Genomic DNA, 23206 nt, shown 5'->3' on the forward strand with positions numbered 1-23206 from the left:
CAGCAGGGCGTCGAGAATACCGTCGCTGATCTGATCAGCGATCTTGTCCGGGTGGCCTTCCGTGACCGACTCGGACGTGAACAGGCGGCGTGCCACGGTGCTCCTCAGATTGGTGTCGAAGTTTCGTTCCGCGGCAGTGTAGTCACCGCCGCTGCGGGGACGCTGGACCGGTCTCAGCCCGTCCCAGCATCGCCGACCTGCGGATCGAGGCGGGTGACCACCTGATCCCATATCGCATCGGCCACATCGTCTTTGGGGAGTTCCCGCAACGCTGTGGTGCTGCCGTCGGCGCCCAGGATGGTGACAGTGTTGCTGTCGGCCCCGAAGACCAGGTCGACGCCCACCTCGTTAACGACGATCAGGTCGGCGCGTTTCCGCACCAGTTTGCCGCGGGCGTTCTCGAGCGCGTCGTGCGTCTCCGCGGCGAAGGCGACGAGCAGCTGACCTGGGCGCTTGGTGGCGCCCAGCTCGGCGGCGATGTCCGGGTTGGTGACGAGAGCGATGCTGGGCGCCGTACCGTCATCGGTTTTTTTGATTTTCTGGCCCGCGACCGTGGCCGGCCGGAAGTCTGCCGGGGCCGCGGCCATCACGATAACGTCCGCGCCCCCGGCTGCTTCTACCGTCATCTTGCGCAGCTCCTCGGTCGTGCCCACGCGGACCACGTCGGCGCCCGCCGGATCGGGCAGAGTGACGTTCGCCGCAATGAGCGTGACGCGGGCCCCACGGGCGACCGCCGCCCGCGCCAGCGCGTAACCCTGCTTGCCCGACGAACGGTTGCCGAGGAACCGGACCGGGTCCAGCGGCTCGCGCGTGCCACCTGCGGTGACGACCACGCGGCGGCCCGCCAAGTCGGTCTCCGCGGCGGCGCCGCGGCGCAGCACCCGCAGCGCGGCGGCGAAGATCTGGTCCGGGTCCGGCAGCCGGCCCTTGCCGGTGTCGGCGCCCGTGAGCCTGCCCACAGCCGGCTCCAGCACGACCGCGCCGCGCTCGCGGAGCGTGGCCACGTTCGCCCGGGTTGCCGGGTTTTCCCACATCTCGGTGTGCATCGCCGGCGCGTAGACGATCGGGCACGTCGCGGTGAGCAGCGTGTTGGTCAGCAGATCGTCGGCGATGCCGTGGGCGGCCCGGGCGAGCAGGTCGGCGGTCGCGGGCGCGACCACCACCAGCTCCGCCTGCCGGCCGATGCGCACGTGCGGCACCTCGTGGACGTCGTCCCAGACCTCGGTGGTCACCGGCCGGCCGGAGAGCGCGGCCCAGGTGGGCGCGCCGACAAACCTCAGCGCGGACGCGGTGGGCACGACGCGCACGCCGTGGCCCGACTCGGTGAACAGCCGCAGCAGCTCACAGGCCTTGTACGCGGCGATCCCGCCGCACACGCCGAGCACGACCTCAGGCATGGCACACCCCCGTCAACGAAAAATCCCGCGCCCGCAGTGAGCGGACGCGGGTGCACAACGGAACGGTCGATCAGGGGTTGTCGGTCGCCTCGGCGGTCAGCAGACCGGCGTTGATCTCGCGCATCGCGATCGAGAGCGGCTTCTCCTGCGGAGTGGTCTCGACCAGCGGGCCGACATACTCCAGCAGACCCTCGCCGAGCTGGCTGTAGTAGGCGTTGACCTGGCGGGCGCGCTTGGCCGCGAAGATCACCAGCGAGTACTTCGACGAGGTCTTGTCGAGCAGCTCGTCGATCGGCGGGTTGGTGATGCCTTCGGGGTTGGCGATGGTTCCCACAGTGATGTACTTCCTTAATTCTCAGCTTGACACCGGCGGCTGAGCGGGAGTCAGAAACGACGAACCGAGCAATCCTACCAGCTCGTCGGCGGCCCGCTCGACGAAGTCGTTGACCACGGTGCGGTCGAACTCCTTCTCGGCGGCCAGTTCCTCGTCGGCGTGCGCCAGGCGCCGCCGGATGGTGTCCTCGTCGTCGGTGCCGCGGCCGACCAGCCGGCGCTTGAGCTCCTCGACGCTGGGCGGGGCCAGGAAGACGAGCTGGGCGTCGGGCATCGTGGCCCGCACCTGCCGGGCGCCCTGCAGGTCGATCTTCAGCAGCACCGGGCGGCCCTGCGCGAGCCAGCCCTCGACCTGCGCCCGCGGGGTGCCGTAGAGGTTGCCCGCGAACTCCGCCCACTCGAGCAGCTGATCGCCGTCGACCAGGCGCTGGAACTCCGATCGGGTGACGAAGTGGTAGTGCTCACCGTCGGTCTCGTAGTCGCGCTTCTTGCGGGTGGTCACCGACACCGACAGCTTGATCCATGGCGAGCGCGCCCGGATCAGCTCGATCACGCTGTCCTTGCCCACCCCCGAGGGGCCGGACAGGACGGTGAGTCGGGCTGCCGGGCGCGCGTCGTCATCCATGCTCACAGGCTCATTCAACACGAGCCGGTGAGTCAGTTCGCAGCGAACTCCCCCAGGAGGGCCTTACGCTGCTGCTCGCCGAGGCCACGAAGGCGGCGGCTGTCGGCGATCTTGAGCTTCTCCATGATCTGGGTGGCCCGGATCTTGCCAATGCCCGGCAGTGCCTGGAGCACGGCCGAGACCTTCAGCTTGCCGACGACGTCGTCGCCTTCCGCCCGGTCGAGCACGGCGGCGAGGGTGGTCTTGCCAGACTTGAGCTGATCCTTCAGCTCGGCCCGGGCCTTGCGAATCTCCGCGGCCTTCTCCAACGCGGCTTTACGCTGCTCGGGGCTTAGTTGCGGGAGCGGCACCAGTTCTCCTCAGGTCCCTATCGCACCGGTAGTCCAATACCGGCACTCTGTGAAACGTGGTGTGCCAGGGAACCAAAGGGGCATGTGGTTCCTGGCGCCGGGAAAACTAGCGGTCAATGGCGGTTTCGGCAACGTGGGGGTACCCCCCACCCGGACCCGGGCAGGCCTGGTAAGCAGGCCGTTTCACTCGATCACGGCCCGGCAGGCGGCCGCCGCACGGTCCGCCGCGGCCTGCAGCGACGCCGCGTCGGGCCCCGCGCCGAGGACCTCGCGTGAGTACGACGGCAGCACGTTCCGCAGGCTCTCGCCGAAGATCGCGCGCAGATCCGCGGGGCTGCCGCCCTGCGCGCCGAGGCCCGGAGCGAGCAGCGGGCCGTTCACCTTGGACAGGTCGTGGCCGGTCTCGCCGATGGTCGCCCCGACCACCAGCCCGAGGCTGCCGAGCGGCTCCGCACCCACGTTGACCTGCGCAATCTCGTCGATCACGGTCTGCGCGACGGTCCGGCCGCCGGCGCCGACGGCGTGCTGGACGCTCGCGCCCTCGGGGTTCGAGGTGAGCGCCAGGACAAAAACGCCGCCGCCGTACTCGGCCGCCGCGTCGAACGCGGGCCGCAAAGAGCCGACTCCCAGATAGGGACTCACAGTGATCGCGTCCGCACAGAGAGCACTGTCCGGATTGAGGTAAGCGCTCGCGTACGCGGCCATCGTGGAGCCGATGTCGCCGCGCTTCACGTCGAGAATCACCAGCGCACCGGCCTCGCGTGACTGTCGGATAGTTGACTCAAGGACGGCGATGCCGCGTGACCCAAATCTCTCGAAGAAGGCCGACTGCGGCTTGAGCACGGCGACCCGATCGGCCAGTGCCTCGACCACCGTACGGGCGAAGCGTTCCAGGCCGGCGACGTCGTCCTCCAGGCCCCAGCGGTCGAGCAGGGCGGCATGCGGATCGATGCCGACACACAGCGGCCCCCGCTCCCGGGTGGCCCGGTGCAGCCGGCTTCCGAAGGACTCCATTGGGCGTTCTCACTTCCGTGTCAGGTGGCGGACACCGCCGCGGCCATTCCTTGGGTAATGCGGGCGATGTCGGCGACGTCGGCGACGTACGGCGGCATCGTGTAGATCAGATTCCGGAACGGCCGCAGCCAGACGCCCGCCGCGACGGCCGCGGCGGTCGCGGCGGGCAGGTCGACGTCGTGATCGAGCTGCACGACGCCGATCGCGCCGAGCACCCGGACGTCAGCGACCCCGGGAGCACCCCGCAGCGGCTCCAGACCGGCTTGGAGGGCCGCTTCCATACGTCGGACCTGGCCACGCCAGTCCTGGGCCCGCAGCAGGCCGATGGAGGCGTTGGCCACGGCGCACGCGAGCGGGTTGCCCATGAAGGTCGGCCCGTGCGCCAGCCCGCCGGCGCCGCCGGCCGACACGGCGTGCGCGACCGCGGCCGTGCAGAGGGTGGCGGCCAAGGTCAGATATCCCCCGGTCAGGGCCTTGCCGAGACACATGATGTCGGGGGTCACCCCGGCGTGGCCGGCGGCGAAGAGCTCACCGGTACGCCCGAAGCCGGTCGCGATCTCATCGAAGATCAGCAGTACGCCGTGAGCCGCGGTCGCCTCCCGCAGCACCCGCAGGTACGCCGGATGGTGGAACCGCATGCCGCCGGCGCCCTGCACGACCGGTTCCACGATGACCGCGGCGAGCTCGTCGGCGTGCCGCGCGACCAGATCGGTCAGCTCCGCGGCGTAGGCCTCGTCGAAGTCGGCGGGTGGCGGGCCGGCGAAGACCTGCGCGGGCAGCACCCCGGTCCAGAGCTGGTGCATCCCGCCGACGGGGTCGCAGACGCTCATCGGATGGAACGTGTCGCCGTGGTAGCCGCCCCGCCAGGTGGCGAGCCGGCGCCGGCCGGGACGGCCCCGGGCGAGCTGGGCCTGCAGGGCCATCTTGATGGCGACCTCGACCCCGACCGAGCCGGAGTCGCAGAGGAAGACGTGCTCGAGCCCGTCGGGGGTCAGCTCGACCAGGGTGGTGGCGAGCTCGACGGCGGGCGCGTGGGTGAGCCCGCCGAACATGACGTGGCTCATCCGGCCGGCCTGCTCGGCCAGCGCGGCGTCCAGCACGGGATGCCGGTAGCCGTGGATGGCGGCCCACCAGGACGACATCCCGTCGAGCAGCTCCCGGCCGTCGGCGAGCCGGAGGCGGACGCCTTCGGCGCTCTCGACGAGGTAGGGGTCGGCGCGGCCGGGCATCGGGCCGTAGGGATGCCAGACGTGGGCGCGGTCTTTGGCCAGCAGGTCGGCCTGCGCGTCGCTGCCGAGCCGGCCGGTCAAGACCGGCCCCGGGGATCGGGCGCGGCCCGGCGGCGCGCCGAAGTGCGGATCGCGCCCGGGCCGCGGCCCACGACCAGACCGCGCACCCCAGCCGGGCCACAAGCCAAGCCCGGGCCCGAGCCGCGAGCCGAGCCCGAGCCCGAGCCCGAGCCGCGAGCCAAACCCGAGCAGCGAGCCGAGCTCGGGCCCGGGCCCGAGCCGCGAGCCGGGCCCGAGCCGCGAGCCGAGCCCGAGCCGCGGGTCACGGCCGGGCCTTCTCCCCAAGCTGCGTGTAGGCCTGTGCCGCCGCCCGGACCAGGCCCGGGCCGCGGTAGATGAAGCCCGTGTAGAGCTGGACCAGCGCTGCCCCCGCGTCGAACATCCGGGCCGCGTCGTCGGCCTCCAGGATGCCGCCCACCCCGATGATCGGCAGCCGGCCGCCGGTTTCCCGGTGCACGAAGCTGACGACCTCGCGGGCCCGTTCGGTCAGCGGGCGCCCGGACAGCCCGCCCGCCTCCGCCGCCCGTGGCTGGTCGGCCGCCGCCAGGCCGTCGCGGGCCAGCGTGGTGTTGGTGGCGATGACGCCGGCCGCGCCGTACGCGGTGCAGACCTCGAGCAGCTCCGCGATGGCCGGCTCGGTCAGGTCCGGGGCAATCTTGACCAGGACCGGCTTCTCGCCCACCAGCGCGCCGAGCAGTGCGCCCAGCGCCGACTTGTCCTGCAGCGCGCGCAGCCCGGGGGTGTTCGGCGACGACACGTTGACCGCGATGTAGTCCGCGTACGGGTGCAGCAGGCGGTAGGACGTCAGGTAGTCCTCCACCGCCTCCTCCAGCGGGGTCACCTTGGACTTGCCCAGGGAGATCCCCAGCGGCACGTCCAGCGGCCCCAGCGCGGCCAGGCGCGCGGCCAGCGCCTCGGCGCCCGCGTTGTTGAAGCCCATCCGGTTGATCACGGCCTCGCTGTCCCGGAGCCGGAACAGCCGGGGCCGGTCGTTGCCCGGCTGCGGCCTCGCGGTGACCGTGCCGACCTCGACGAAGCCGAAGCCCAGCGCGGGCCAGGCCGGCAGGGCCACGCCGTTCTTGTCCATGCCGGCCGCCAGCCCCACCGGGTTGGGGAACCGCACGCCGAACGCCTCGACCGGGGCCGGCACCGAGTATCGGCTGCGCAGCAGGGAGCGCGGGCCGGCGCCGAGCGACGCCAGCCGGGCCAGCGTGAACTCGTGCGCCTTCTCCGCGTCGCCGCCGCCCAGCCGGAACAGGACCGGCCGGACGGCGCTGGTGAACACACTCACTCGCTCTCCCGCAGCATCGCGTGCAGCTCCTGCAGCGGGCGAACCGTCATGTCGCCGCGCATCAGGGCCTCGATGCCCATCACCGCCGCGGCCGCGCCCGGCACCGTGGTGATGCTCGGGATGTCGTGGGTGACCGCGGCGCTGCGGATCTCGTAGCCGTCCGAGCGGGCGCTGGCGCCCGAGCCCTGCGGGGTGTTGATGATCAGAGCGATCTCGCCGGCCTGGATCAACGCCACCGCGTTCTGGCCCGGGCTCTCGAAGTGCTTGGGCACGATCTCGCACTCGATGCCGTGCCGGCGCAGCACCTCGCCGGTGCCGGCGGTGGTCACGATCGTGAAGCCGAGGTCGGCGAGCCGCTTGACCGGGAAGATCATCGAGCGCTTGTCCCGGTTGGCCACCGAGACGAAGATCTTGCCGCTGGTCGGCAGCGAGCCGTACGCGGCCGCCTGCGACTTGGCGAACGCCGGGCCGAAGCCGGGGTCGATGCCCATGACCTCGCCGGTCGACTTCATCTCGGGGCCGAGCAGGCTGTCCACGCCGTGACCGGCCGGGGTGCGGAACCGCTTGAACGGCAGCACCGCCTCCTTGACCGCGATCGGCGCGTTCGCCGGCACGTCGCCGCCGTCCCGGCTGCGGAACAGGATGCCCTCCTCGCGCAGCTCCTTGATGGTGGCGCCGAGCATGATCCGGGCGGCCGCCTTGGCCAGCGGCACCGCCGTCGCCTTGGAGACGAACGGGACCGTCCGGGACGCGCGCGGGTTGGCCTCCAGCACGTAGAGGGTGTCGTCCTTGAGCGCGTACTGGACGTTGAGCAGGCCCCGGACGCCGACACCGCGGGCGATCGCCTCGGTGTAGCGGCGCACCTCGGCCAGGTGCGAGCCGGCCAGCGTGACCGGCGGCAGCGAGCAGGACGAGTCGCCGGAGTGGATGCCGGCCTCCTCGATGTGCTCCATCACGCCGCCGAGGTAGACCTCGCCGGTGGCGTCGCAGAGCGCGTCGACGTCGATCTCGATCGCGTCGTCCAGGAACCGGTCGACCAGCACCGGGTGGTCCGGCGAGATCTCGGTGGCCCGGGCGATGTAGTCGGCCAGCGTCGGCTCGTCGTACACGATCTCCATGCCGCGGCCGCCGAGCACGTACGACGGCCGGACCAGGACCGGGTAGCCGATCTCGTCGGCGATGGCCTTGGCCTCGTCGAAGCTGGTCGCGGTGCCGTGCTCGGGCGAGCGCAGCCCGGCCTTGTGCAGCACGTGGCCGAACGCGCCGCGGTCCTCGGCCAGGTGGATCGACTCGGGCGAGGTGCCGACGATCGGTACGCCCGCCGCCTTGAGCCGCTTGGCCAGCCCGAGCGGGGTCTGCCCGCCGAGCTGGACGATCACCCCGACCACGCCGGGGCCGCCGGCGGCCTTGCCGGAGGAGTCCTCGGAGTGGAACACCTCGAGGACGTCCTCGAAGGTCAGCGGCTCGAAGTAGAGCCGGTCGGCGGTGTCGTAGTCGGTGGAGACGGTCTCCGGGTTGCAGTTGACCATGACGGTCTCGAAGTCGACCTCGCGCAGCGCCATGACCGCGTGCACGCACGAGTAGTCGAACTCGATGCCCTGGCCGATCCGGTTCGGCCCGGAGCCCAGGATCAGCACCTTGGGCTTGTCCGAGGGCGCGACCTCGTTCTCCTCGTCGTACGTGGAGTAGTGGTACGGCGTGTTCGCCTCGAACTCGGCCGCGCACGTGTCCACGGTCTTGTAGACCGGGCGGACGCCCAGCCGGTGCCGCAGGGTGCGGACGCCGTCCTCGCCCGCCAGCTCGGGACGCAGCGCCGCGATCTGCCGGTCGGAGAAGCCCGACCGCTTCGCCCGGCGCAGCAGGGCCTCGTCGAGCACGGGGGCCGCCTCGACAAAGTCACGCAGCTCGATCAGCGCCGCGATCTCGTCGAGGAACCACGGGTCGATGCCGCCGCTGGCCTCGTGCACCTGCTCGACGCTCGCGCCCAGCCGCAGCGCGGCCTCCACCGTGTAGAGGCGGCCGTCGTGCGGGATGCGCATCGCCGACAGGGCCTCCTCAGCCGTCGAGAAGGAGGGAGCAGTCCAGAAACCCGCTTCCTTGGTCTCCATCGAGCGCATCGCCTTGTTGAGCGCCTCGGCGAAGTTACGGCCCAGGCTCATCGCCTCGCCGACCGACTTCATCGTGGTGGTCAGCTCGGGGTCGGCGCCGGGGAACTTCTCGAAGGCGAACCGCGGGATCTTCACGACCACGTAGTCCAGCGCCGGCTCGAACGCGGCCGGGGTCTTGAGGGTGATGTCGTTCGGGATCTCGTCCAGGGTGTAGCCGATGGCCAGCTTCGCGGCGATCTTGGCGATCGGGAAGCCGGTGGCCTTCGACGCCAGCGCGCTGGACCGCGACACCCGCGGGTTCATCTCGATCACCACGAGCCGGCCGTCGGCCGGGTTGACCGCGAACTGGATGTTGCAGCCGCCGGTGTCCACGCCGACCTCGCGCAGCACGGCGATGCCCAGGTCACGCAGCTTCTGGTACTCACGGTCGGTCAGCGTCATGGCGGGCGCCACGGTGACGCTGTCGCCGGTGTGCACGCCCATCGGGTCGACGTTCTCGATCGAGCAGACCACCACGACGTTGTCGTGCTTGTCGCGCATCAGCTCGAGCTCGTACTCCTTCCAGCCGAGCACGCTCTCCTCGATCAGCACCTCGTGCACCGGGGAGGCCGCGAGGCCGCCGCCGGCCAGGCGGTCCAGGTCCTCGGTGTTGTGCGCCATGCCGGAGCCGAGGCCGCCCATGGTGAACGACGGCCGGATGACCACCGGCAGACCCAGGTCGGCGACCGCCTCGTGCACTTCCTCCATCGAGTGGCAGACCCGCGAGCGAGGGACCAGATCGCCGCCGCCGACTGTGCTGCCCATGCCGATGCGAGCCCCGGCCTTGGCCACGATGTCCTTGAACAGCTGGCGGTCCTCGCCCTTGCGGATCGCGTCGATGTTCGCGCCGATCAGCTCGACGCCGTACTTGGCCAGCACGCCGTTCTCGTGCAGGGCGACCGCGGTGTTCAGCGCGGTCTGCCCGCCCAGCGTGGGCAGGATCGCGTCCGGGCGTTCCCGGGCGATGACCAGCTCGACGAACTCGGGGGTGATCGGCTCGACGTAGGTGGCGTCGGCGAACTCCGGGTCGGTCATGATCGTGGCCGGGTTGGAGTTGACCAGCGAGACGCGCAGCCCCTCGGCGCGCAGCACCCGGCACGCCTGAGTGCCCGAGTAGTCGAACTCGCAGGCCTGGCCGATGACGATCGGGCCGGAGCCGATCACCATCACGTGCTGCAGATCGGTGCGCTTCGGCATCAGCGGGCCTCAACCTTCTCGACGAGCTCCACGAAGCGGTCGAACAGGTAGTCCGCGTCGTGCGGGCCTGCGGCGGCTTCGGGGTGGTACTGGACCGTGAACGCGGGCACTTCCAGGGCCCGCAGCCCTTCGACCACGTTGTCGTTGAGGCAGACGTGGGAGACCTCGACGCCGCCGAAGTCGGTGTTGATGACCGTGTTCAGCGGCGCGTCGACCGCGAAACCGTGGTTGTGCGAGGTGACCTCGACCTTGCCGGTGGTCCTGTCGAGCACCGGCTGGTTGATGCCGCGGTGGCCGTAGCCGAGCTTGTAGGTGCCGAAGCCGAGCGCGCGGCCCAGGATCTGGCTGCCGAAGCAGATGCCGAACAGCGGGACGCGGCGGCTCAGCACCGCCCGGGCCAGCGCCACCGGCACGTCGGCGGTGGCCGGGTCGCCGGGGCCGGGTGACAGGAACACCGCGTCCGGGCTGACCGCCAGCAGTTCCTCGATGGTGGCGGACGCCGGGAAGATGTGCGTGGTGACGCCCCGAGCGGCCAGCCGCCGGGAGACGTTGCGCTTGATGCCGAGATCCAGCGCGGCGACCGTGTAGCGGTGCTCGCCGACCGCCTCGACCGTGTACCGCGCGGCCGTGGTGACCTCGGCGGACAGGTCGGCGCCGGCCATCTGCGGCTGGCTGCGGACGCGTTCGAGCAGCGCGGCCGGGTCGAGGTCGGCCGATGAGATGCCGACCCGCATGGCGCCGAGCGAGCGCAGGTGGCGGGTCAGCGCGCGGGTGTCGATGCCGCTGATGCCCACGACGCCCTCGGCGGCGAGCCGTTCGCCGAGGTCGCCGGTGGAGCGCCAGCTGGACGGGCGGCGGGCCGGGTCGCGGACCACGTAGCCGGCGACCCAGATCCGGCCGGACTCGTCGTCCTCGTCGTTGACGCCGGTGTTGCCGATCTGCGGCGCGGTCTGCACCACGACCTGCCGGTGGTACGACGGGTCGGTCAGCGTCTCCTGATAGCCCGTCATGCCGGTGGTGAACACGGCCTCGCCGAAGGTCTCCCCCCCGGCGCCGTAGGACTCACCGCGGAACGTGCGCCCGTCCTCGAGCACGAGAATTGCTGGTTTCACTTGACGGCCTTCCCATCCAGGACAGTCGGCTCTCCCCGAAGGAAGGTCGCGACGATGCGACCCGGCAGGGTGGTGCCCGCGTACGGTGTGTTGCGGCTGCGGCTCGCCAGCTCGGCCGGGTCGACGACCCGCCGGGCGGACGGGTCCACCAGCGTCAGGTTGGCCGGCGTGCCGGCCGCGAGATCGGTGCCGTGCCCGGTCAGCCCGGCGATCCGGGCCGGGGCCCGGGACATGCGCTCGGCGATGAGCTCCCACTGCTCCCCGAGCACCGAGAGCACGACCGGCAGCGCGGTCTCCAGCCCCACCATGCCCGGGCGGGCGTAGGCCCACTCGCATTCCTTGTCCTCGACCGCGTGCGGGGCATGGTCGGTGGCGACGATGTCGATCACGCCGTCGACCAGCGCCTGGCGCAGCGCCTCGACGTCCCGGGCCGTCCGCAACGGCGGATTGACCTTGAACACCGGGTCGTAGCTGGCGGCGAGCTCGTCGGTGAGCAGCAGGTGGTGCGGCGTGACCTCGGCGGTCACCCGTACCCCCCGGGCCTTGGCCTGGCGCAGCACCTCGACCGACCCGGCGGTCGAGACGTGGCAGACGTGCAGCCGGCTGCCGACGTGCTCCGCCAGGAGCACGTCGCGGGCGATGATCGCCTCCTCGGCCACCGCGGGCCAGCCGGTCAGGCCGAGCCGGGTGGAGACCTCACCCTCGTGCATCTGGGCGCCCTCGGTCAGCCGCGGCTCCTCGGCGTGCTGGGCGATGATGCCGTCGAAGGCCTTGACGTATTCCAGCGCGCGGCGCATCAGCCGCGGATCGGCGACGCAGTGGCCGTCGTCGGAGAAGATCCGCACGCCGGCCGCCGAGGTCGCCATCGCGCCCAGCTCGGCCAGCTGCTTGCCGGCCAGCCCGACGGTGACCGCGCCGATCGGCTGCACGTCGACCAGCCCGGCCTCGCGGCCCAGCCGCCAGACCTGCTCGACCACGCCCGCGGTGTCCGCGACCGGCGAGGTGTTGGCCATCGCGAAGACCGCGGTGTAGCCGCCGAGCGCCGCGGCCCGCGAGCCGGTCTCGACCGTCTCGGCGTCCTCACGGCCGGGTTCGCGCAGGTGGGTGTGCAGGTCGACCAGCCCGGGCAGGGCGACCAGGCCCGCGGCGTCGATCACCTCGGCGCCCTCGGCGGCGCCGGTGGCGATCACCCCGTCCTTGATCAGCAGATCGGCCGGCTCCCGGCCGAGGAGCGAAACACCTTTGATCAGGTACGAGGTCATGCCTTGCCTCCGAGCAGCAGGTAGAGAACGGCCATCCGGGCGCTGACCCCGTTGGCGACCTGTTCGACGATCGTGGAGCGGGACGAGTCCGCCACCTCGGGCGCGATCTCCATGCCCCGGTTCATCGGCCCGGGATGCATGACGATCGCGTGCTCCGGCAGCTTCCTCATGCGCGGCACGTCGAGTCCGTAGCGGCGGGAGTATTCGCGGGCCGAGGGGAAGAAGGAATCCTGCATCCGCTCGGTCTGCACCCGCAGCATCATCACGACGTCCGAGTCGGGCAGGACGCTATCCAGGTCGTACGACACTTTTGTGGCCGGTGCGAGGGCCGCGGCGACGCCGATCGGGATGAGCGTGGGCGGACCGACCAGGGTGACCTCGGCACCGAGCGTGCTGAGCAGCAGAACGTTGGAGCGGGCGACCCGGCTGTGAAGCACATCACCCACGATCGCGACCCGCAGGCCCTCGATCCGGCCCAGCCGGGAGCGCATCGTGTACGCGTCCAGCAGCGCCTGGGTCGGGTGCTCGTGGGTGCCGTCCCCGGCGTTGATCACCGAGCCGTCCACCCAGGACGCCAGCCGGTGCGGCGCGCCGCTGGCCGGGTGCCGGATCACCACGGCGTCGGCGCCCATCGCCTGCAATGTGAGAGCGGTGTCCTTCAGGCTCTCACCCTTTGAGACGCTGGAGCCCTTGGCGGAGAAATTGATGACGTCCGCGGAGAGCCGCTTGGCCGCGGCCTCAAAGGAGATCCGGGTGCGGGTCGAGTCCTCGTAGAAAAGGTTGACGACGGTGCGGCCGCGCAGGGTCGGCAGCTTCTTGACCTCACGCCCGGCCAGCGCGGCCATCTCACCGGCGGTGTCCAGGATCAGCGTGGCGGTTTCCGCGTCCAGGTCCGCGGCCGAGCGCAGGTGCTTGATCATCGGGGATCCTCCGGGCCGGAGAGCCGTACCTCGTCCGCGCCGTCGGTCTCGGCGAGCGACACGCGCACGCTCTCGGACTGCGCGGTGGGGATGTTCTTGCCGACGTAGTCGGCGCGGATGGGCAGCTCACGGTGGCCGCGGTCGACCAGTACGGCGAGCTGCACGGAGCTGGGCCGGCCCACGTCGTTGAGCGCGTCCAGCGCGGCCCGCACGGTGCGGCCGGAGAACAGCACGTCGTCGACCAGAATCACTCGGCGCCCGTCGATGCCCGCGCCCGGGATCTCGGTCTTGCCCAGCGCCCGGGTGGCGTGCAACCGCAGGTCGTCGCGGTAGAGCGTGATGTCGAGCGCGCCGACCGGCACGTCGATGCCTTCGAAGGCGTGGATGCGGGCAGCCAGCCGGCGGGCGAGCGGAACGCCGCGGGTCGGGATGCCGAGCAGGACCGTGCCGGTGGCGCCGGAGGTCTTCTCGAGAATCTGATGAGCTATCCGGTCGACGACCCGGTGCAGGTCGGAGCCGGAAATGATGATCTTCGGAGCGGATGTGTCTGCACGTGGGTGTGCCACGGCGGACCTCCTTCCCCGCCTCACGGGACGGGTCGTTAAAGGACGTCGGTCAGGAACCCCGATGAGGACCTCCTGATGGCTGACGCTACGTTACCAGTGCGCGCGGCGTTGACCATGGTGACGTGGCTGACCCGCGGACCAGACGGACGAATGCGGGCAACTCTCCCCCGGGCTCGGCGACTCATCGGTAACCGACACTTGACCAGAGGTTGCAAACTCCGTACCGTCACGCAGCGTAGCGATCCGAGGAAGAACCCTCCGGGCCAGCACAGTACTGGGAGTGTCCGAATGCCGTCTGAGTACGCCAAGTCGTTGGGCGCCCGCCTGCGCTCCATCCGCCAGCAGCAGGGCCTGTCCCTGCAGGGCGTGGAAGAGAAGTCGAACGGCCGCTGGAAGGCCGTCGTTGTGGGCTCGTACGAGCGTGGCGACCGCGCTGTCACCGTTTCGCGCCTCGCCGAACTCGCCGACTTCTACCGCGTCCCCGTCTCGGAGCTGCTGCCCGACGGCAGCGGGGTCCGCCTCGAGGCCACCAACAAGATCGTGCTGGACCTGGAGAAGCTGTACGACGCCGCCGGTGAGGACCTGGCTTACGTCGCGCGCTACGCCCGGGCTATACAGCAGCAGCGCGGCGACTACAACGGACGCGTGCTGTCGATCCGCGCGGACGACCTGCGCGCGCTCGCCATCGTGTACGACATCTCGCCGTCCGGCCTCATCGAGCGCCTGACCGAGCAGGGCGTCCTGGTGGCGGACCCGCGGGCGTTCTTCGCGTCCTGATCAGAAACGCACGGCAAAAGGGGGCCTTCGGGTCCCCTTTTTCGTATCTACGGGACGGCGATCACGGCGGTCACCGCATTCATGACCACAAACGCCCGATTGACCGAATTCACATCCCGGCGAGGTGTCGCAGTGGGTCACCGGGTCCGCGGTCCGGCAGGTGGCCTGGGCGGGTGCGGTGGCCATGATCTGGCTGACGGCCAGTGACGATCGACGCGCGATGATCACCGAACGAATTCAAGATCGGTTTCGCAGGGTCACCGGAACGGCCCCACAAGATCGGTGAATGGCGCCACCACCACCCACATCCCGCGATGCAATTCGGTCACTCTCCGCACCAAAACCCACAACATCCGCAGCCCGCGGACGCCGGGGGCGGAGCGGGCCAGATCAAGATCATTGCTGTCGTGCGCGGGTGCACGGTGACCGGTAGACCTTGGTAAGAATTGGCCCCTCCGGGAGCCATCCTTTACCAAGGTCTGCTACGGGCGGCGGCGGGCGCTGGTCGGGTTGAGCGGTGAGACGATCATCAGGACCACGAAGGCGATCGTCAGCGTGAGGTCGAGGAACCGGATCGGGTCCTCCCATGCCGCCGGCGGGAGGTCGTGGTAGTTGGCGCTGCGCAGCAGGCTGGAGACGCCCAGGCAGATCAGCGCCGAAGCCCAGACCGCGGGCCGCCGCACCGGCCGGCGAAAGATCGTGATGGCGGCGGCCCACCAGCACACCGCCCCGGAGCCGGGAGCGACGGTCAGCACCGTGCAACCAGGCACGACCGCAAGAAAACGAGAAACGGCCCGGACCAAAAGCGCCCGGGCCGTGCCGAATCTCCCTACCTGCTGGCGAACTCCGCGATCCGCCCCAGCAGCCCGTTCAAGAACCGGGGACTGTCATCGGTCGACATCTGCTTGGCCAGCTCGACCGCCTCGGAGATCGCCACCGGGTCGTCGATCTCGCTCATGTAGAGCAGTTCGAAGACCGCGATCCGCGCCAGGTTGCGGTCCACCACCGGCATGCGGTCGATGGTCCAGCCCTCGGCGTAGCTGGCGATCAGTTCGTCGATGCGGTCGAGGTGCTTTGCCACGCCCTCGATCAGGGTGACCGTGTAGTCCAGGTGGTCGGGGCGGGGCTTGGCGATGCGGTCCAGGTAGGTGACCAGGACCTGGGCCGGCGGGAGGTCGCGCAGGTCGGCCTCGTAGAGGACGTCCAGCGCTCGCTTGCGCGCCTTGCGGCGCGCCGGCATCTGGGTCTTGGGGCCTTCGGCCATCAGCTACGGCCGAGGTAACGGCCGTCGCGGGTGTCGACCTTGATTTTCTCGCCGGTGGTGATGAACAGCGGGACGTTGACCGTCGCGCCGGTCTCGACCGTGGCCGGCTTGGTGCCGCCGGTGGAGCGGTCGCCCTGCAGGCCCGGCTCGGTGTAGGTGACCTCGAGGAAGACGCTGGTCGGCAGCTCGATGTAGAGCGGCACGCCCTCGTGCGTCGCCACCGTGGCCTCGGCCTCGGGAAGCAGGTAGTTCGCGTTGTCGCCGACCGTGGGGCCGGGCACCGTGATCTGCTCGAAGGTGTCCAGGTCCATGAAGACGAAGTCCTCACCGTCCTGGTAGAGGTACTGCATGGTGCGCTTGTCGACGGTCGCGGTCTCGACCCTGGTGCCGGCGTTGAACGTCTTGTCCACGACCTTGCCGGAGAGGACGTTCTTGAGCGTGGTGCGCACGAACGCCCCGCCCTTGCCCGGCTTGACGTGCTGGAACTCGACGACGGCCCAGAGGGCGCCTTCGAGGTTGAGCACCAGGCCGTTCTTCAGGTCGTTGGTGGAAGCCATGTCCTGCCTTGGTGTTGAAAGCTGATGGTCCGGAAGCGTGAAGGTGACCGAGCGAGTTTACCGGCGTGGGTCATGAACAGGCGAATCGGGTCAACCACGCCCGGCGATGTGTCGCAGCGCCAGCCGGTAGCCGTCGACGCCGAGGCCCGCGATGACGCCGGTGGCCACCGCCGAGACGACCGAGTGGTGGCGGAACTGCTCGCGGGCGTGGATGTTGCTGATGTGCACCTCGACCAGTGGCGCGCGCAGCATCGCGCAGGCGTCGCGGATCGCGTACGAGTAGTGCGACCAGGCGGCCGGGTTGAGCACGACCGGGGCCTGCTCGTCGGCGGCGGTGTGCAGCCAGGCCAGCATCTCGTGCTCGGCGTCGGTCTGCCGCACCTCGACGTCGAGGCCGAGCGCCTTGCCCTCGGTCACGCACAGATCGACCAGATCGGTATACGTCGTGACCCCGTAGACGTCGACCTGGCGGGTGCCGAGCCGGCCCAGGTTGGGGCCGTTCAGGACGTAGGTCTTCACTCGGACACCGCCCGGTAGGCCCCGGCCAGCGTCTCCTCGGACGGGCCGGTGAGGATGCCCGGCTGCGCCAGGCCGTCCAGGACGACGAAGCGCAGGGTGTCGGCCCGCGCCTTCTTGTCGACGCGCATCGCGGCCAGCAGGTCGGGCCAGGCCGCCGCGGGGTACGCGACCGGCAGGCCGAGCAGGGTCAGCACGGCGCGGTGGCGGGCGGCGGTGGCGTCGTCGAGGCGGCCGGCCAGCCGGGACAGCTCACCCGCGTAGACCAGGCCGACGGCGACCGCGTGACCGTGCTTCCAGCCGTACCGTTCGTTCTTCTCGATCGCGTGGGCGAGCGTGTGGCCGTAGTTGAGGATCTCCCGCAGCCCGGACTCGCGCAGGTCGGCGCCGACGACGTGGGCCTTGACCCGGATCGCCCGCTCGACCAGCTCCCGCAGCACGGCGCCGCGCGGGTCGGTGGCCGCGGCCGGGTCGGCCTCGATGAGGTCGAGGATCACCGGGTCGGCGATGAAGCCGCACTTGGCCACCTCGGCGAGGCCGGCGACCAGGTCGTCGGCCGGCAGGGTGGCGAGCACGTCGAGGTCGCAGAGCACGCCGGCCGGCGGGTGGAACGCGCCGACCAGGTTCTTGCCGGCGGCCGTGTTCACCCCGGTCTTGCCGCCGACGGCCGCGTCGACCATGCCGAGCAGCGAGGTGGAGACCGGCACCCAGCGCACGCCGCGCAGCCAGCTCGCCGCGACGAAGCCGGACAGGTCGGTGACCGCGCCGCCGCCGATCCCGACGACCACGTCGGTGCGGGTGAAGCCGGCCGCGCCGAGCTCGTCCCAGCAGCGCGCGGCCACCTCGATCGACTTGCCGGCCTCGGCGTCGGGCACCTCGATCGGCAGCGGCCGGATGCCGGCCGCGGACAGCGCGTCGGCCACGGCCGACGCCTTCTCCTTCAGCGGCGGGGCATAGAGCACGGCGGCGCGCACGGCGCCGTCGACCAGCCCGGGCAGCGCGTCGAGCAGACCACGGCCGACGAGTACGTCGTAGGGCCGGTCACCGGGCACAGGGATTCGCGTCACGTCGTCCATCAGCGCCGATCCTAGTGCGCGGACGTTGGGGTTATAGACACCTAACCCCAGTACGGGTTACACCTGTTCCATGCCGAAAATCAACGTGTACCTCCCCGACGACCTCGCCGAAGCCGTCCGCGACTCCGGCGTGCCCGTGTCGGCCATCTGTCAACGCGCCCTGGAGGAGGCGGTCCGCCGGATCACCGTGATCCGCCAGACCGTGCTCGGCGAGCTCGACAGCGAGCAGCTCGCCGCCCGCCTGCCCGCTTTCACCGCCCGGGCCGTCACCGTGCTGTCGCTGGCGATCAACGCCGCCACCACCGCCGGCGCCCCCAACGTCGGCACCGGCCACCTGCTGCGCGCCATGATCACCGAGGGCGAGAACCTGGCGCTGCGGGTGCTCCAGGCGATGGAGCTCGAACCGGCGGCGCTGACCTGGGCGCAGACCGACGAGCCCGGCGGCGGGGAGGGCCTGCGCTACAGCACACCCGCCGTGAACGTCATCGAGATGACGGTCGCCGAGGCGACGGCGATGGGTCACAACTACGTGGGCTGCGAGCACCTGCTGATCGGTCTGGCGGCCGAGCCGGACGGCGTCGCCGGCCGGGTGCTGCGCGCGGCCGGCGCCGACGCCCGGTCGGTGCGGCGGGCGGTCTCCGCCGCCGTCGGCGGCTACGCCCACCTGCGGGCGAAGCAGTCACCCTCCGGCGCGGAGCAGCTGACCTCGGTGGTACGGCAGGAGCTGCGTCCCCTGGTGCAGCGGATCGAGGCGCTGGAGGCGCGGCTGACGTGACGGCGTTCGCGGGCCACCCTCTCGGGACACGGGGCTCGAGAGAGTGGCCCGCGGACGCGCGGCGACGTCGGCCTACCGGGCGGCGTAGCGCACGAGGTTCGCGGCGTGCTCGGCCAGGGCGGTGCGCAGCTCGTCCGGGCGCACCACGGTGAACGGCCAGCCCAGCCCGGCGAGCATCTGCGCCATGCCGGGCAGGCTCTGCGCCCGGCAGCTGAGCCGGACCCCGTCGGCGACCTCGGTGACGTCCGCGACAGCGGCCGGAACGCGGCGGCGCACCTGGGCGACGTCGGCCTCGATCAGCACCTCGACCTCCCACTTCCAGGGCAGCCCGGCCCACTGCCGGGTGACGTGCGCGACGGCGTCGAAGTTCGGCGGCGCCTCGAAACCGGCACCGGTGGGCGCGGCGGCGGTGATCCGGTCCAGCCGGAACGACCGGATCTCGTCGGTGCGGTGGTCGTGGGCGACCAGATACCAGCGCCCGCTGTGGAACACGAGCCCATAGGGGTCCACCTCCCGCCGGCTGACCCGCGCCGCCGGCTCCCCACCGGCCCGTGGCGGCTCCGGCAGCTCATCCCCGATCCGCGACGGGATCGGCGGCTCCGCTCCGGACCGCGACGAGGCAAGCTGCTCCCCGCCGGACCGCGACGAGGCCGCCGGCTCCCCGCCGGCCTGTGGCGGAGAGGCAGGCGGTTCGGAAGGGGGCGCGGGGCGGCGCGCGGGTGCGCGGTACGTGATGGCCAGGCGCTGGTGGGAGCGGGTCGCTGTGCCGAGGGTGAGCAGCAGGTCGGCCGGCGACGGCACGGCACCCGCCCGGGGCGGGTCGTCCGGTTCGCGGCGGCGCAGGGTCAGGCCGAGGCTCGCCCGCAGCGCCGCCAGGCGGTCGGCCAGCACCGTGGGCAGCACCCGGCTGATCTTCGCCTCGGCGGCCGCGCTCGCCGGGGCGTCCACGGCCAGGCCCAGGCGGTCGGCGGCGACCAGGCCCAGGACCACGGCCACCGCCTCGTCGTCGGTGAGCATCAGCGGGGGCAGCCGGAAGCCCGGGAGCAGGCGGTAGCCGCCGTACCGGCCGCGTTCCGCCGTCACCGGGATGCCCAGTTCCGCGAGCGTGCCCGCGTACCGGCGGACCGTGCGCTCGTCGACCGCGAGCCGGGCAGCCAGCTCGCCGCCGCGGATGCTGCGGTGGGCCTGGAGCAGTTCGAGCATGGCGAGGACGCGCGACGCGGGATGCGGCATGCCGATTATTCTCCACCCCATACCGGGCGGGAATCGTCCGGTATCGCCCTTAGCGTGGTGGGCATGACGACATACGTACTGGTTTCCGGTCTCTGGCTCGGCGGATGGGCCTGGCACGACGTGACGGCGGCGCTGCGCGGCGCCGGGCACGAGGTCTTCCCGTTGACGCTGACCGGGGTGGCGGACCGCTCCCATCTGCTCGGTCCCGGCGTCGACCTGGACACCCACATCGAGGACATCGTCCGGCTGGTCGAGATCGAGGACCTGCGCGACGTGGTGCTGGTCGGGCACAGCTACGGCGGGATGCCGGTCAGCGCGGCGGCGCTGCGGCTGCGCGACCGGATCGCCCGGGTGATCTACGTGGAGAGCGGGCCGCCCCCGGTCGGCGCCAGCCAGCAGTCGATGTCCGGGGAACCGGCCGGGGACGGCGACGCCGTGCCGCCGCGGGAGTGGGACGCCGCCGCGGACCCGGTGCTGCTGGCCGGGCTGGACGAGGCGGCGCTGAACCTGCTGCGCACCCGCAGCACGCCGCACCCGCGCGCCTCGGTGATCCAGCCGCTCGGCGCGCGGGCCACCTCCGAGGACCTGCCGACCACGCTGGTCGCCTGCACGTTCCCGGCGGACCAGATCAAGGAGATGATGGCCGCGGGTCACCCGTTCTTCTCGGGTCTCACCGAGGCCGAGGTGGTGGTGCTGCCCACCGGGCACTGGCCGATGCTCAGCGAGCCGGCCGCGCTAGCCGGGATTCTTGAGCAGCGCGGCTAGCTCGGCGGCGATCTCCTCGGGCGTCCGGGCGTCGGTGGCGATGGTGTGCGTGGCCACCGCGGCGTAGAGCGGGCGGCGCTGCTCCATCAGGTACTTCAGGGTCGCCCGCGGGTTCACCGAGAGCAGCGGGCGGCCCGCGCCGAGCCCTACCCGCTTGACCGCGTCGGTGAGCTCGACGGACAGGAACACCACGGTGTGCTCGCGCAGCAGCTCCCGGGTGCCCTCGTGCAGGATCGCGCCGCCGCCGAGGGCCAGCACCCCGGTGAACGAGCCGAGCGTCGTGGCGATGGTCTCGCGTTCCAGCGCCCGGAAGGCGTCCTCGCCGTCGTCGAAGAAGATCTCCGGGATCGGCTTGCCGGCCCGCTGCTCGATCAGCTGGTCGGTGTCGGCGAACTCGACGCCGAGCAGCGCGGCCACCGCCGCGCCGATGGTGGACTTGCCGGCGCCGGGCGGGCCGACGATCACCGCCGCCGGCGCCGTCACCGGATCAGCAGACTGTCGAGGTAGCCGGCCAGGTTGCGGCGGATCTCGGTGACCGAGTCGCCGCCGAACTTCTCGGTGGCCGCCTCGGCCAGCACCAGCGCGACCATCGCCTCGGCGACCACCGCGCCGGCCGGCACCGCGCACACGTCGGAGCGCTGGTTGATCGCCGTGGTCGCCTCGCCGGTCACCACGTCGACGGTCTGCAGGGCCCGGTTCAGCGAGGAGATCGGCTTCAGCGCGGCGCGGACCCGCAGGTTCTCGCCGTTGGTGATGCCGCCCTCCAGGCCGCCGGCCCGGTCGGTGATCCGCTTGACACCGTCGGCGGTCGGGATGATCTCGTCGTGCGCGACCGAGCCACGCGAGCGGGCCTGGGTGAAGCCGTCGCCGATCTCCACGCCCTTGACGGACTGGATGGACATCAGCGCGGTGGCCAGCCGGGCGTCCAGCTTGCGGTCCCACTGCACATGAGACCCCAGACCCGGGGGTACGGCGTAAGCGAGCACCTCGACGATGCCGCCGAGGGTGTCCGCGTCCTTCTTCGCCGCGTCGACCTCGGCCACCATCCGAGCGCTCGCGTCGGGGTCGAGGCAGCGCAGCGGGTCGGCGTCGATCCGGTCGGCGTCGTCGGGCGTGGGGATCAGCCCGGGCTTGGCCGCGACCGAGCCCAGCTCGATCACGTGCGAGACGATGGTGATGCCCAGGGCCTGCTTGACCAGCGCCTTGGCGACCACGCCGACGGCCACCCGGGCCGCGGTCTCCCGGGCGCTGGCGCGCTCGAGGATCGGCCGGGCGTCGGTGTGCCCGTACTTCTGCATGCCGGCCAGGTCGGCGTGGCCGGGCCGGGGCCGGGTCAGCGGCGCGTTGCGGGCCTGGGCCGCCAGCTCGTCGGGGTCGACCGGGTCGGCGGCCATCACGGTGCGCCACTTGGGCCACTCCGAGTTGCCGATCCGGATCGCGACCGGGCTGCCGAGCGTCAGCCCGTGCCGCACCCCGCCGATGATCTCGATCTCGTCCTGCTCGAACGCCATCCGCGCGCCCCGGCCGTAGCCGAGACGGCGGCGCGCGAGGTCGCGGCCGATGTCGTCGCTCGTCACCCGCACACCGGCGGGCACCCCTTCGAGAAGGGCGACGAGCGCGGGGCCATGGGATTCACCTGCGGTAAGCCAGCGCAACACGGGTCACAGTCTGGCACGCGACCGTCGCGGCCGGCAGCCAGCCCACCGCCGTCCCGCCTTCCGGACCACCGGCCGGGCCAACCGCGCGGCCCGGCCGGCTCAACGGCCTGCAATCAGGGCGCCATCGCCCGGCCTTCCGGCCCACCGGCCGAGCCCGGCCCGCGCCCCGACCGGCAGCCAGCGTCCGGTTCCCGGCTCACCGAGCGGGCCCGGCGCGGGCCCCGGCGGGCTCAGCGGATGCCGGCGGCCGCGGCCAAAGCGGCACGCATGGCCGCCTCCGGGGCCGGGGTCACCCCGGTGAACTGCTCGAACTGGCCCAGCGCCTGGGCCAGCAGCAGATCCAGCCCGGACACCACGGCGATCCCGTGGCCGGCCGCGGCGGCGGCCAGCGGCGTGGGCCACGGGTCGTAGATCGCGTCGAACAGCACGGTGCCGGGCCGCCAGCGCACGGCGGTCGCCAGCGCGTCGGCCGCGCCCTTGGGGACGGTCGAGATCACCGCGTCTGCCTCGAACGCCGCCGGGGCGTCGGCCCACTCAGCGCCGATGAGCTTGACGCCCAGCGCGTCGGCCGCCGGGGCCAGCGCCGCGCGAGCCTCCGGGCGCCTGGTCACCACGGTCACGGCCTCGGCGCCGAGCTGGGCCGCGGCGGCCAGGGCGGCGCGCGCCGTGCCCCCGCCGCCGAGCACCGAGACGGTCGGGTCGGCGGTCAGGCCCGCCGCGCTCAGCACCCGGACCATGCCCGGGATGTCGGTGTTGTCGGCGAACCAGGTGCCGTCGGGACGGCGTACCAGAGTGTTGGCCGCGCCGATCGCGGCCGCGACCGGCGACGCGGCCGCGGCCAGCGCGAGGCCGGCCTCCTTGAGCGGCATGGTCAGCGACAGGCCGGCCCATTCCGGGCCGAGCCCGGCCACCAGGCCGGGCAGCTCGGCCTCGGCGCACTCGATCGCCGTGTACGTCCAGGTCAGCAAGCCGGCGGCGACATAGCCGGCGTTGTGCAGCACCGGGGACAGGGAATGCCCGATGGGCTTTCCGCACACGGCGGCCCGGCGGTTCACGGTCATGCTGGGCACTGTAGAGGGTCC

Annotated in this window: 25 protein-coding genes; 3 read left to right on the forward strand and 22 right to left on the reverse strand. The window is 71.8% G+C overall.

The annotated features are described in order from the left end of the window. The 13 genes from ACIBQZ_RS41495 to pyrR all read right to left on the reverse strand — a co-directional run. A partial coding sequence (locus ACIBQZ_RS41495) for an S-adenosylmethionine synthetase N-terminal domain-containing protein (protein WP_396092786.1) occupies window positions 1-96 on the reverse strand: 96 nt, incomplete at its 3' end. 77 nt (window positions 97-173) lie between these two features. After that, entirely contained in the window at window positions 174-1397 is a 1224-nt protein-coding gene (coaBC, locus tag ACIBQZ_RS41500) for a bifunctional phosphopantothenoylcysteine decarboxylase/phosphopantothenate--cysteine ligase CoaBC (RefSeq protein WP_396094458.1), read from the reverse strand. Between the two features lie 70 nt (window positions 1398-1467). After that, window positions 1468-1731 carry a DNA-directed RNA polymerase subunit omega gene (gene rpoZ, locus ACIBQZ_RS41505; RefSeq protein ID WP_015623990.1) on the reverse strand — a complete coding sequence of 88 codons (264 nt, stop codon included), beginning with the start codon at window positions 1729-1731 and terminating at the stop codon, window positions 1468-1470. Window positions 1732-1752: 21 nt separating this feature from the next. Beyond that, entirely contained in the window at window positions 1753-2355 is a 603-nt protein-coding gene (gene gmk / locus ACIBQZ_RS41510; protein ID WP_396094459.1) for a guanylate kinase, read from the reverse strand. A 32-nt stretch (window positions 2356-2387) separates the two neighbouring features. Continuing rightward, a complete protein-coding gene (mihF, locus tag ACIBQZ_RS41515) occupies window positions 2388-2705 on the reverse strand; it encodes an integration host factor, actinobacterial type (RefSeq protein WP_125806289.1) in 318 nt (105 codons plus the stop codon). Between the two features lie 183 nt (window positions 2706-2888). Further along, window positions 2889-3719, reverse strand: coding sequence for an orotidine-5'-phosphate decarboxylase (pyrF, locus tag ACIBQZ_RS41520; protein ID WP_396094460.1), 831 nt, complete (start codon window positions 3717-3719; stop codon window positions 2889-2891). Between the two features lie 20 nt (window positions 3720-3739). After that, window positions 3740-5029, reverse strand: coding sequence for an adenosylmethionine--8-amino-7-oxononanoate transaminase (locus ACIBQZ_RS41525; protein WP_396094461.1), 1290 nt, complete (start codon window positions 5027-5029; stop codon window positions 3740-3742). Window positions 5030-5270: 241 nt separating this feature from the next. Further along, entirely contained in the window at window positions 5271-6293 is a 1023-nt protein-coding gene (locus ACIBQZ_RS41530) for a quinone-dependent dihydroorotate dehydrogenase (RefSeq protein ID WP_396094497.1), read from the reverse strand. A 2-nt stretch (window positions 6294-6295) separates the two neighbouring features. Beyond that, the gene (carB, locus tag ACIBQZ_RS41535) at window positions 6296-9643 is read right to left on the reverse strand and encodes a carbamoyl-phosphate synthase large subunit (RefSeq protein WP_396094462.1); all 3348 of its coding nucleotides are present in this window, start codon (window positions 9641-9643) and stop codon (window positions 6296-6298) included. Next, a complete protein-coding gene (gene carA / locus ACIBQZ_RS41540; protein ID WP_396094463.1) occupies window positions 9643-10755 on the reverse strand; it encodes a glutamine-hydrolyzing carbamoyl-phosphate synthase small subunit in 1113 nt (370 codons plus the stop codon). The genes carB and carA overlap by 1 nt, the downstream gene beginning before the upstream one ends. Next, window positions 10752-12017: a dihydroorotase gene (locus tag ACIBQZ_RS41545; protein WP_396094464.1), complete on the reverse strand. Its 1266-nt coding sequence runs from the start codon at window positions 12015-12017 to the stop codon at window positions 10752-10754. Before ACIBQZ_RS41545 ends, carA begins: the two co-directional genes overlap by 4 nt. Next, window positions 12014-12937 (reverse strand): aspartate carbamoyltransferase catalytic subunit, encoded by a 924-nt coding sequence (locus tag ACIBQZ_RS41550; RefSeq protein ID WP_396094465.1) that lies wholly within the window; start codon window positions 12935-12937, stop codon window positions 12014-12016. Before ACIBQZ_RS41550 ends, ACIBQZ_RS41545 begins: the two co-directional genes overlap by 4 nt. Beyond that, a complete protein-coding gene (pyrR, locus tag ACIBQZ_RS41555) occupies window positions 12934-13503 on the reverse strand; it encodes a bifunctional pyr operon transcriptional regulator/uracil phosphoribosyltransferase PyrR (protein WP_396094466.1) in 570 nt (189 codons plus the stop codon). The genes ACIBQZ_RS41550 and pyrR overlap by 4 nt, the downstream gene beginning before the upstream one ends. A gap of 288 nt (window positions 13504-13791) precedes the next feature. Here pyrR and ACIBQZ_RS41560 point away from each other — a divergent pair, with 288 nt between their 5' ends. Beyond that, window positions 13792-14280, forward strand: a complete 489-nt coding sequence (locus tag ACIBQZ_RS41560; RefSeq protein WP_015624001.1) for a transcriptional regulator — start codon at window positions 13792-13794, stop codon at window positions 14278-14280. Between the two features lie 482 nt (window positions 14281-14762). Here the strand turns inward: ACIBQZ_RS41560 and ACIBQZ_RS41565 are convergent, their stop codons facing one another. The 5 genes from ACIBQZ_RS41565 to aroB form a co-directional block, all read right to left on the reverse strand. Further along, window positions 14763-15035, reverse strand: a complete 273-nt coding sequence (locus ACIBQZ_RS41565) for a hypothetical protein (RefSeq protein WP_396094467.1) — start codon at window positions 15033-15035, stop codon at window positions 14763-14765. A 74-nt stretch (window positions 15036-15109) separates the two neighbouring features. Then, window positions 15110-15520 (reverse strand): transcription antitermination factor NusB, encoded by a 411-nt coding sequence (gene nusB, locus ACIBQZ_RS41570; protein WP_396094498.1) that lies wholly within the window; start codon window positions 15518-15520, stop codon window positions 15110-15112. Between the two features lie 23 nt (window positions 15521-15543). After that, a complete protein-coding gene (gene efp, locus ACIBQZ_RS41575; protein ID WP_212992656.1) occupies window positions 15544-16101 on the reverse strand; it encodes an elongation factor P in 558 nt (185 codons plus the stop codon). A gap of 90 nt (window positions 16102-16191) precedes the next feature. Continuing rightward, window positions 16192-16620 (reverse strand): type II 3-dehydroquinate dehydratase, encoded by a 429-nt coding sequence (gene aroQ / locus ACIBQZ_RS41580; protein ID WP_396094468.1) that lies wholly within the window; start codon window positions 16618-16620, stop codon window positions 16192-16194. Then, entirely contained in the window at window positions 16617-17693 is a 1077-nt protein-coding gene (gene aroB / locus ACIBQZ_RS41585; protein ID WP_396094469.1) for a 3-dehydroquinate synthase, read from the reverse strand. The genes aroQ and aroB overlap by 4 nt, the downstream gene beginning before the upstream one ends. Before the next feature lie 70 nt (window positions 17694-17763). Between aroB and ACIBQZ_RS41590 the strand changes: the two genes are divergently transcribed. Next, window positions 17764-18468 (forward strand): Clp protease N-terminal domain-containing protein, encoded by a 705-nt coding sequence (locus ACIBQZ_RS41590; RefSeq protein ID WP_396094470.1) that lies wholly within the window; start codon window positions 17764-17766, stop codon window positions 18466-18468. A gap of 72 nt (window positions 18469-18540) precedes the next feature. Here the strand turns inward: ACIBQZ_RS41590 and ACIBQZ_RS41595 are convergent, their stop codons facing one another. Continuing rightward, window positions 18541-19701, reverse strand: coding sequence for a helix-turn-helix transcriptional regulator (locus tag ACIBQZ_RS41595; RefSeq protein ID WP_396094471.1), 1161 nt, complete (start codon window positions 19699-19701; stop codon window positions 18541-18543). Between the two features lie 63 nt (window positions 19702-19764). Between ACIBQZ_RS41595 and ACIBQZ_RS41600 the strand changes: the two genes are divergently transcribed. Beyond that, window positions 19765-20466, forward strand: coding sequence for an alpha/beta fold hydrolase (locus ACIBQZ_RS41600; protein ID WP_396094472.1), 702 nt, complete (start codon window positions 19765-19767; stop codon window positions 20464-20466). Here the strand turns inward: ACIBQZ_RS41600 and ACIBQZ_RS41605 are convergent. The 3 genes from ACIBQZ_RS41605 to ACIBQZ_RS41615 form a co-directional block, all read right to left on the reverse strand. Continuing rightward, window positions 20437-20949: a shikimate kinase gene (locus ACIBQZ_RS41605; protein WP_396094473.1), complete on the reverse strand. Its 513-nt coding sequence runs from the start codon at window positions 20947-20949 to the stop codon at window positions 20437-20439. The two genes, ACIBQZ_RS41600 and ACIBQZ_RS41605, sit on opposite strands and share 30 nt — an antisense overlap. After that, the gene (aroC, locus tag ACIBQZ_RS41610) at window positions 20946-22124 is read right to left on the reverse strand and encodes a chorismate synthase (RefSeq protein WP_396094474.1); all 1179 of its coding nucleotides are present in this window, start codon (window positions 22122-22124) and stop codon (window positions 20946-20948) included. The genes ACIBQZ_RS41605 and aroC overlap by 4 nt, the downstream gene beginning before the upstream one ends. Before the next feature lie 230 nt (window positions 22125-22354). Then, the gene (locus ACIBQZ_RS41615) at window positions 22355-23185 is read right to left on the reverse strand and encodes a shikimate dehydrogenase (protein WP_396094475.1); all 831 of its coding nucleotides are present in this window, start codon (window positions 23183-23185) and stop codon (window positions 22355-22357) included. Window positions 23186-23206 lie beyond the last annotated feature (21 nt).

The organism is Actinoplanes sp. NPDC049599 (assembly GCF_044465625.1).
Classification (GTDB): domain Bacteria; phylum Actinomycetota; class Actinomycetes; order Mycobacteriales; family Micromonosporaceae; genus Actinoplanes.

Bases quoted from the DNA above. Each gene is read 5' to 3' on its own strand.
- coaBC (WP_396094458.1), bottom strand. From the start codon at position 1,397: ATGCCTGAGGTCGTGCTCGGCGTGTGCGGCGGGATCGCCGCGTACAAG.
- gmk (WP_396094459.1), bottom strand. From the start codon at position 2,355: ATGGATGACGACGCGCGCCCGGCAGCCCGACTCACCGTCCTGTCCGGC.
- pyrF (WP_396094460.1), bottom strand. From the start codon at position 3,719: ATGGAGTCCTTCGGAAGCCGGCTGCACCGGGCCACCCGGGAGCGGGGG.
- carB (WP_396094462.1), bottom strand. From the start codon at position 9,643: ATGCCGAAGCGCACCGATCTGCAGCACGTGATGGTGATCGGCTCCGGC.
- ACIBQZ_RS41545 (WP_396094464.1), bottom strand. From the start codon at position 12,017: ATGACCTCGTACCTGATCAAAGGTGTTTCGCTCCTCGGCCGGGAGCCG.
- ACIBQZ_RS41550 (WP_396094465.1), bottom strand. From the start codon at position 12,937: ATGATCAAGCACCTGCGCTCGGCCGCGGACCTGGACGCGGAAACCGCC.
- ACIBQZ_RS41560 (WP_015624001.1), top strand. From the start codon at position 13,792: ATGCCGTCTGAGTACGCCAAGTCGTTGGGCGCCCGCCTGCGCTCCATC.
- nusB (WP_396094498.1), bottom strand. From the start codon at position 15,520: ATGCCGGCGCGCCGCAAGGCGCGCAAGCGAGCGCTGGACGTCCTCTAC.
- efp (WP_212992656.1), bottom strand. From the start codon at position 16,101: ATGGCTTCCACCAACGACCTGAAGAACGGCCTGGTGCTCAACCTCGAA.
- aroB (WP_396094469.1), bottom strand. From the start codon at position 17,693: ATGGACGACGTGACGCGAATCCCTGTGCCCGGTGACCGGCCCTACGAC.
- ACIBQZ_RS41590 (WP_396094470.1), top strand. From the start codon at position 17,764: ATGCCGAAAATCAACGTGTACCTCCCCGACGACCTCGCCGAAGCCGTC.
- ACIBQZ_RS41595 (WP_396094471.1), bottom strand. From the start codon at position 19,701: ATGCCGCATCCCGCGTCGCGCGTCCTCGCCATGCTCGAACTGCTCCAG.
- ACIBQZ_RS41600 (WP_396094472.1), top strand. From the start codon at position 19,765: ATGACGACATACGTACTGGTTTCCGGTCTCTGGCTCGGCGGATGGGCC.
- ACIBQZ_RS41615 (WP_396094475.1), bottom strand. From the start codon at position 23,185: ATGACCGTGAACCGCCGGGCCGCCGTGTGCGGAAAGCCCATCGGGCAT.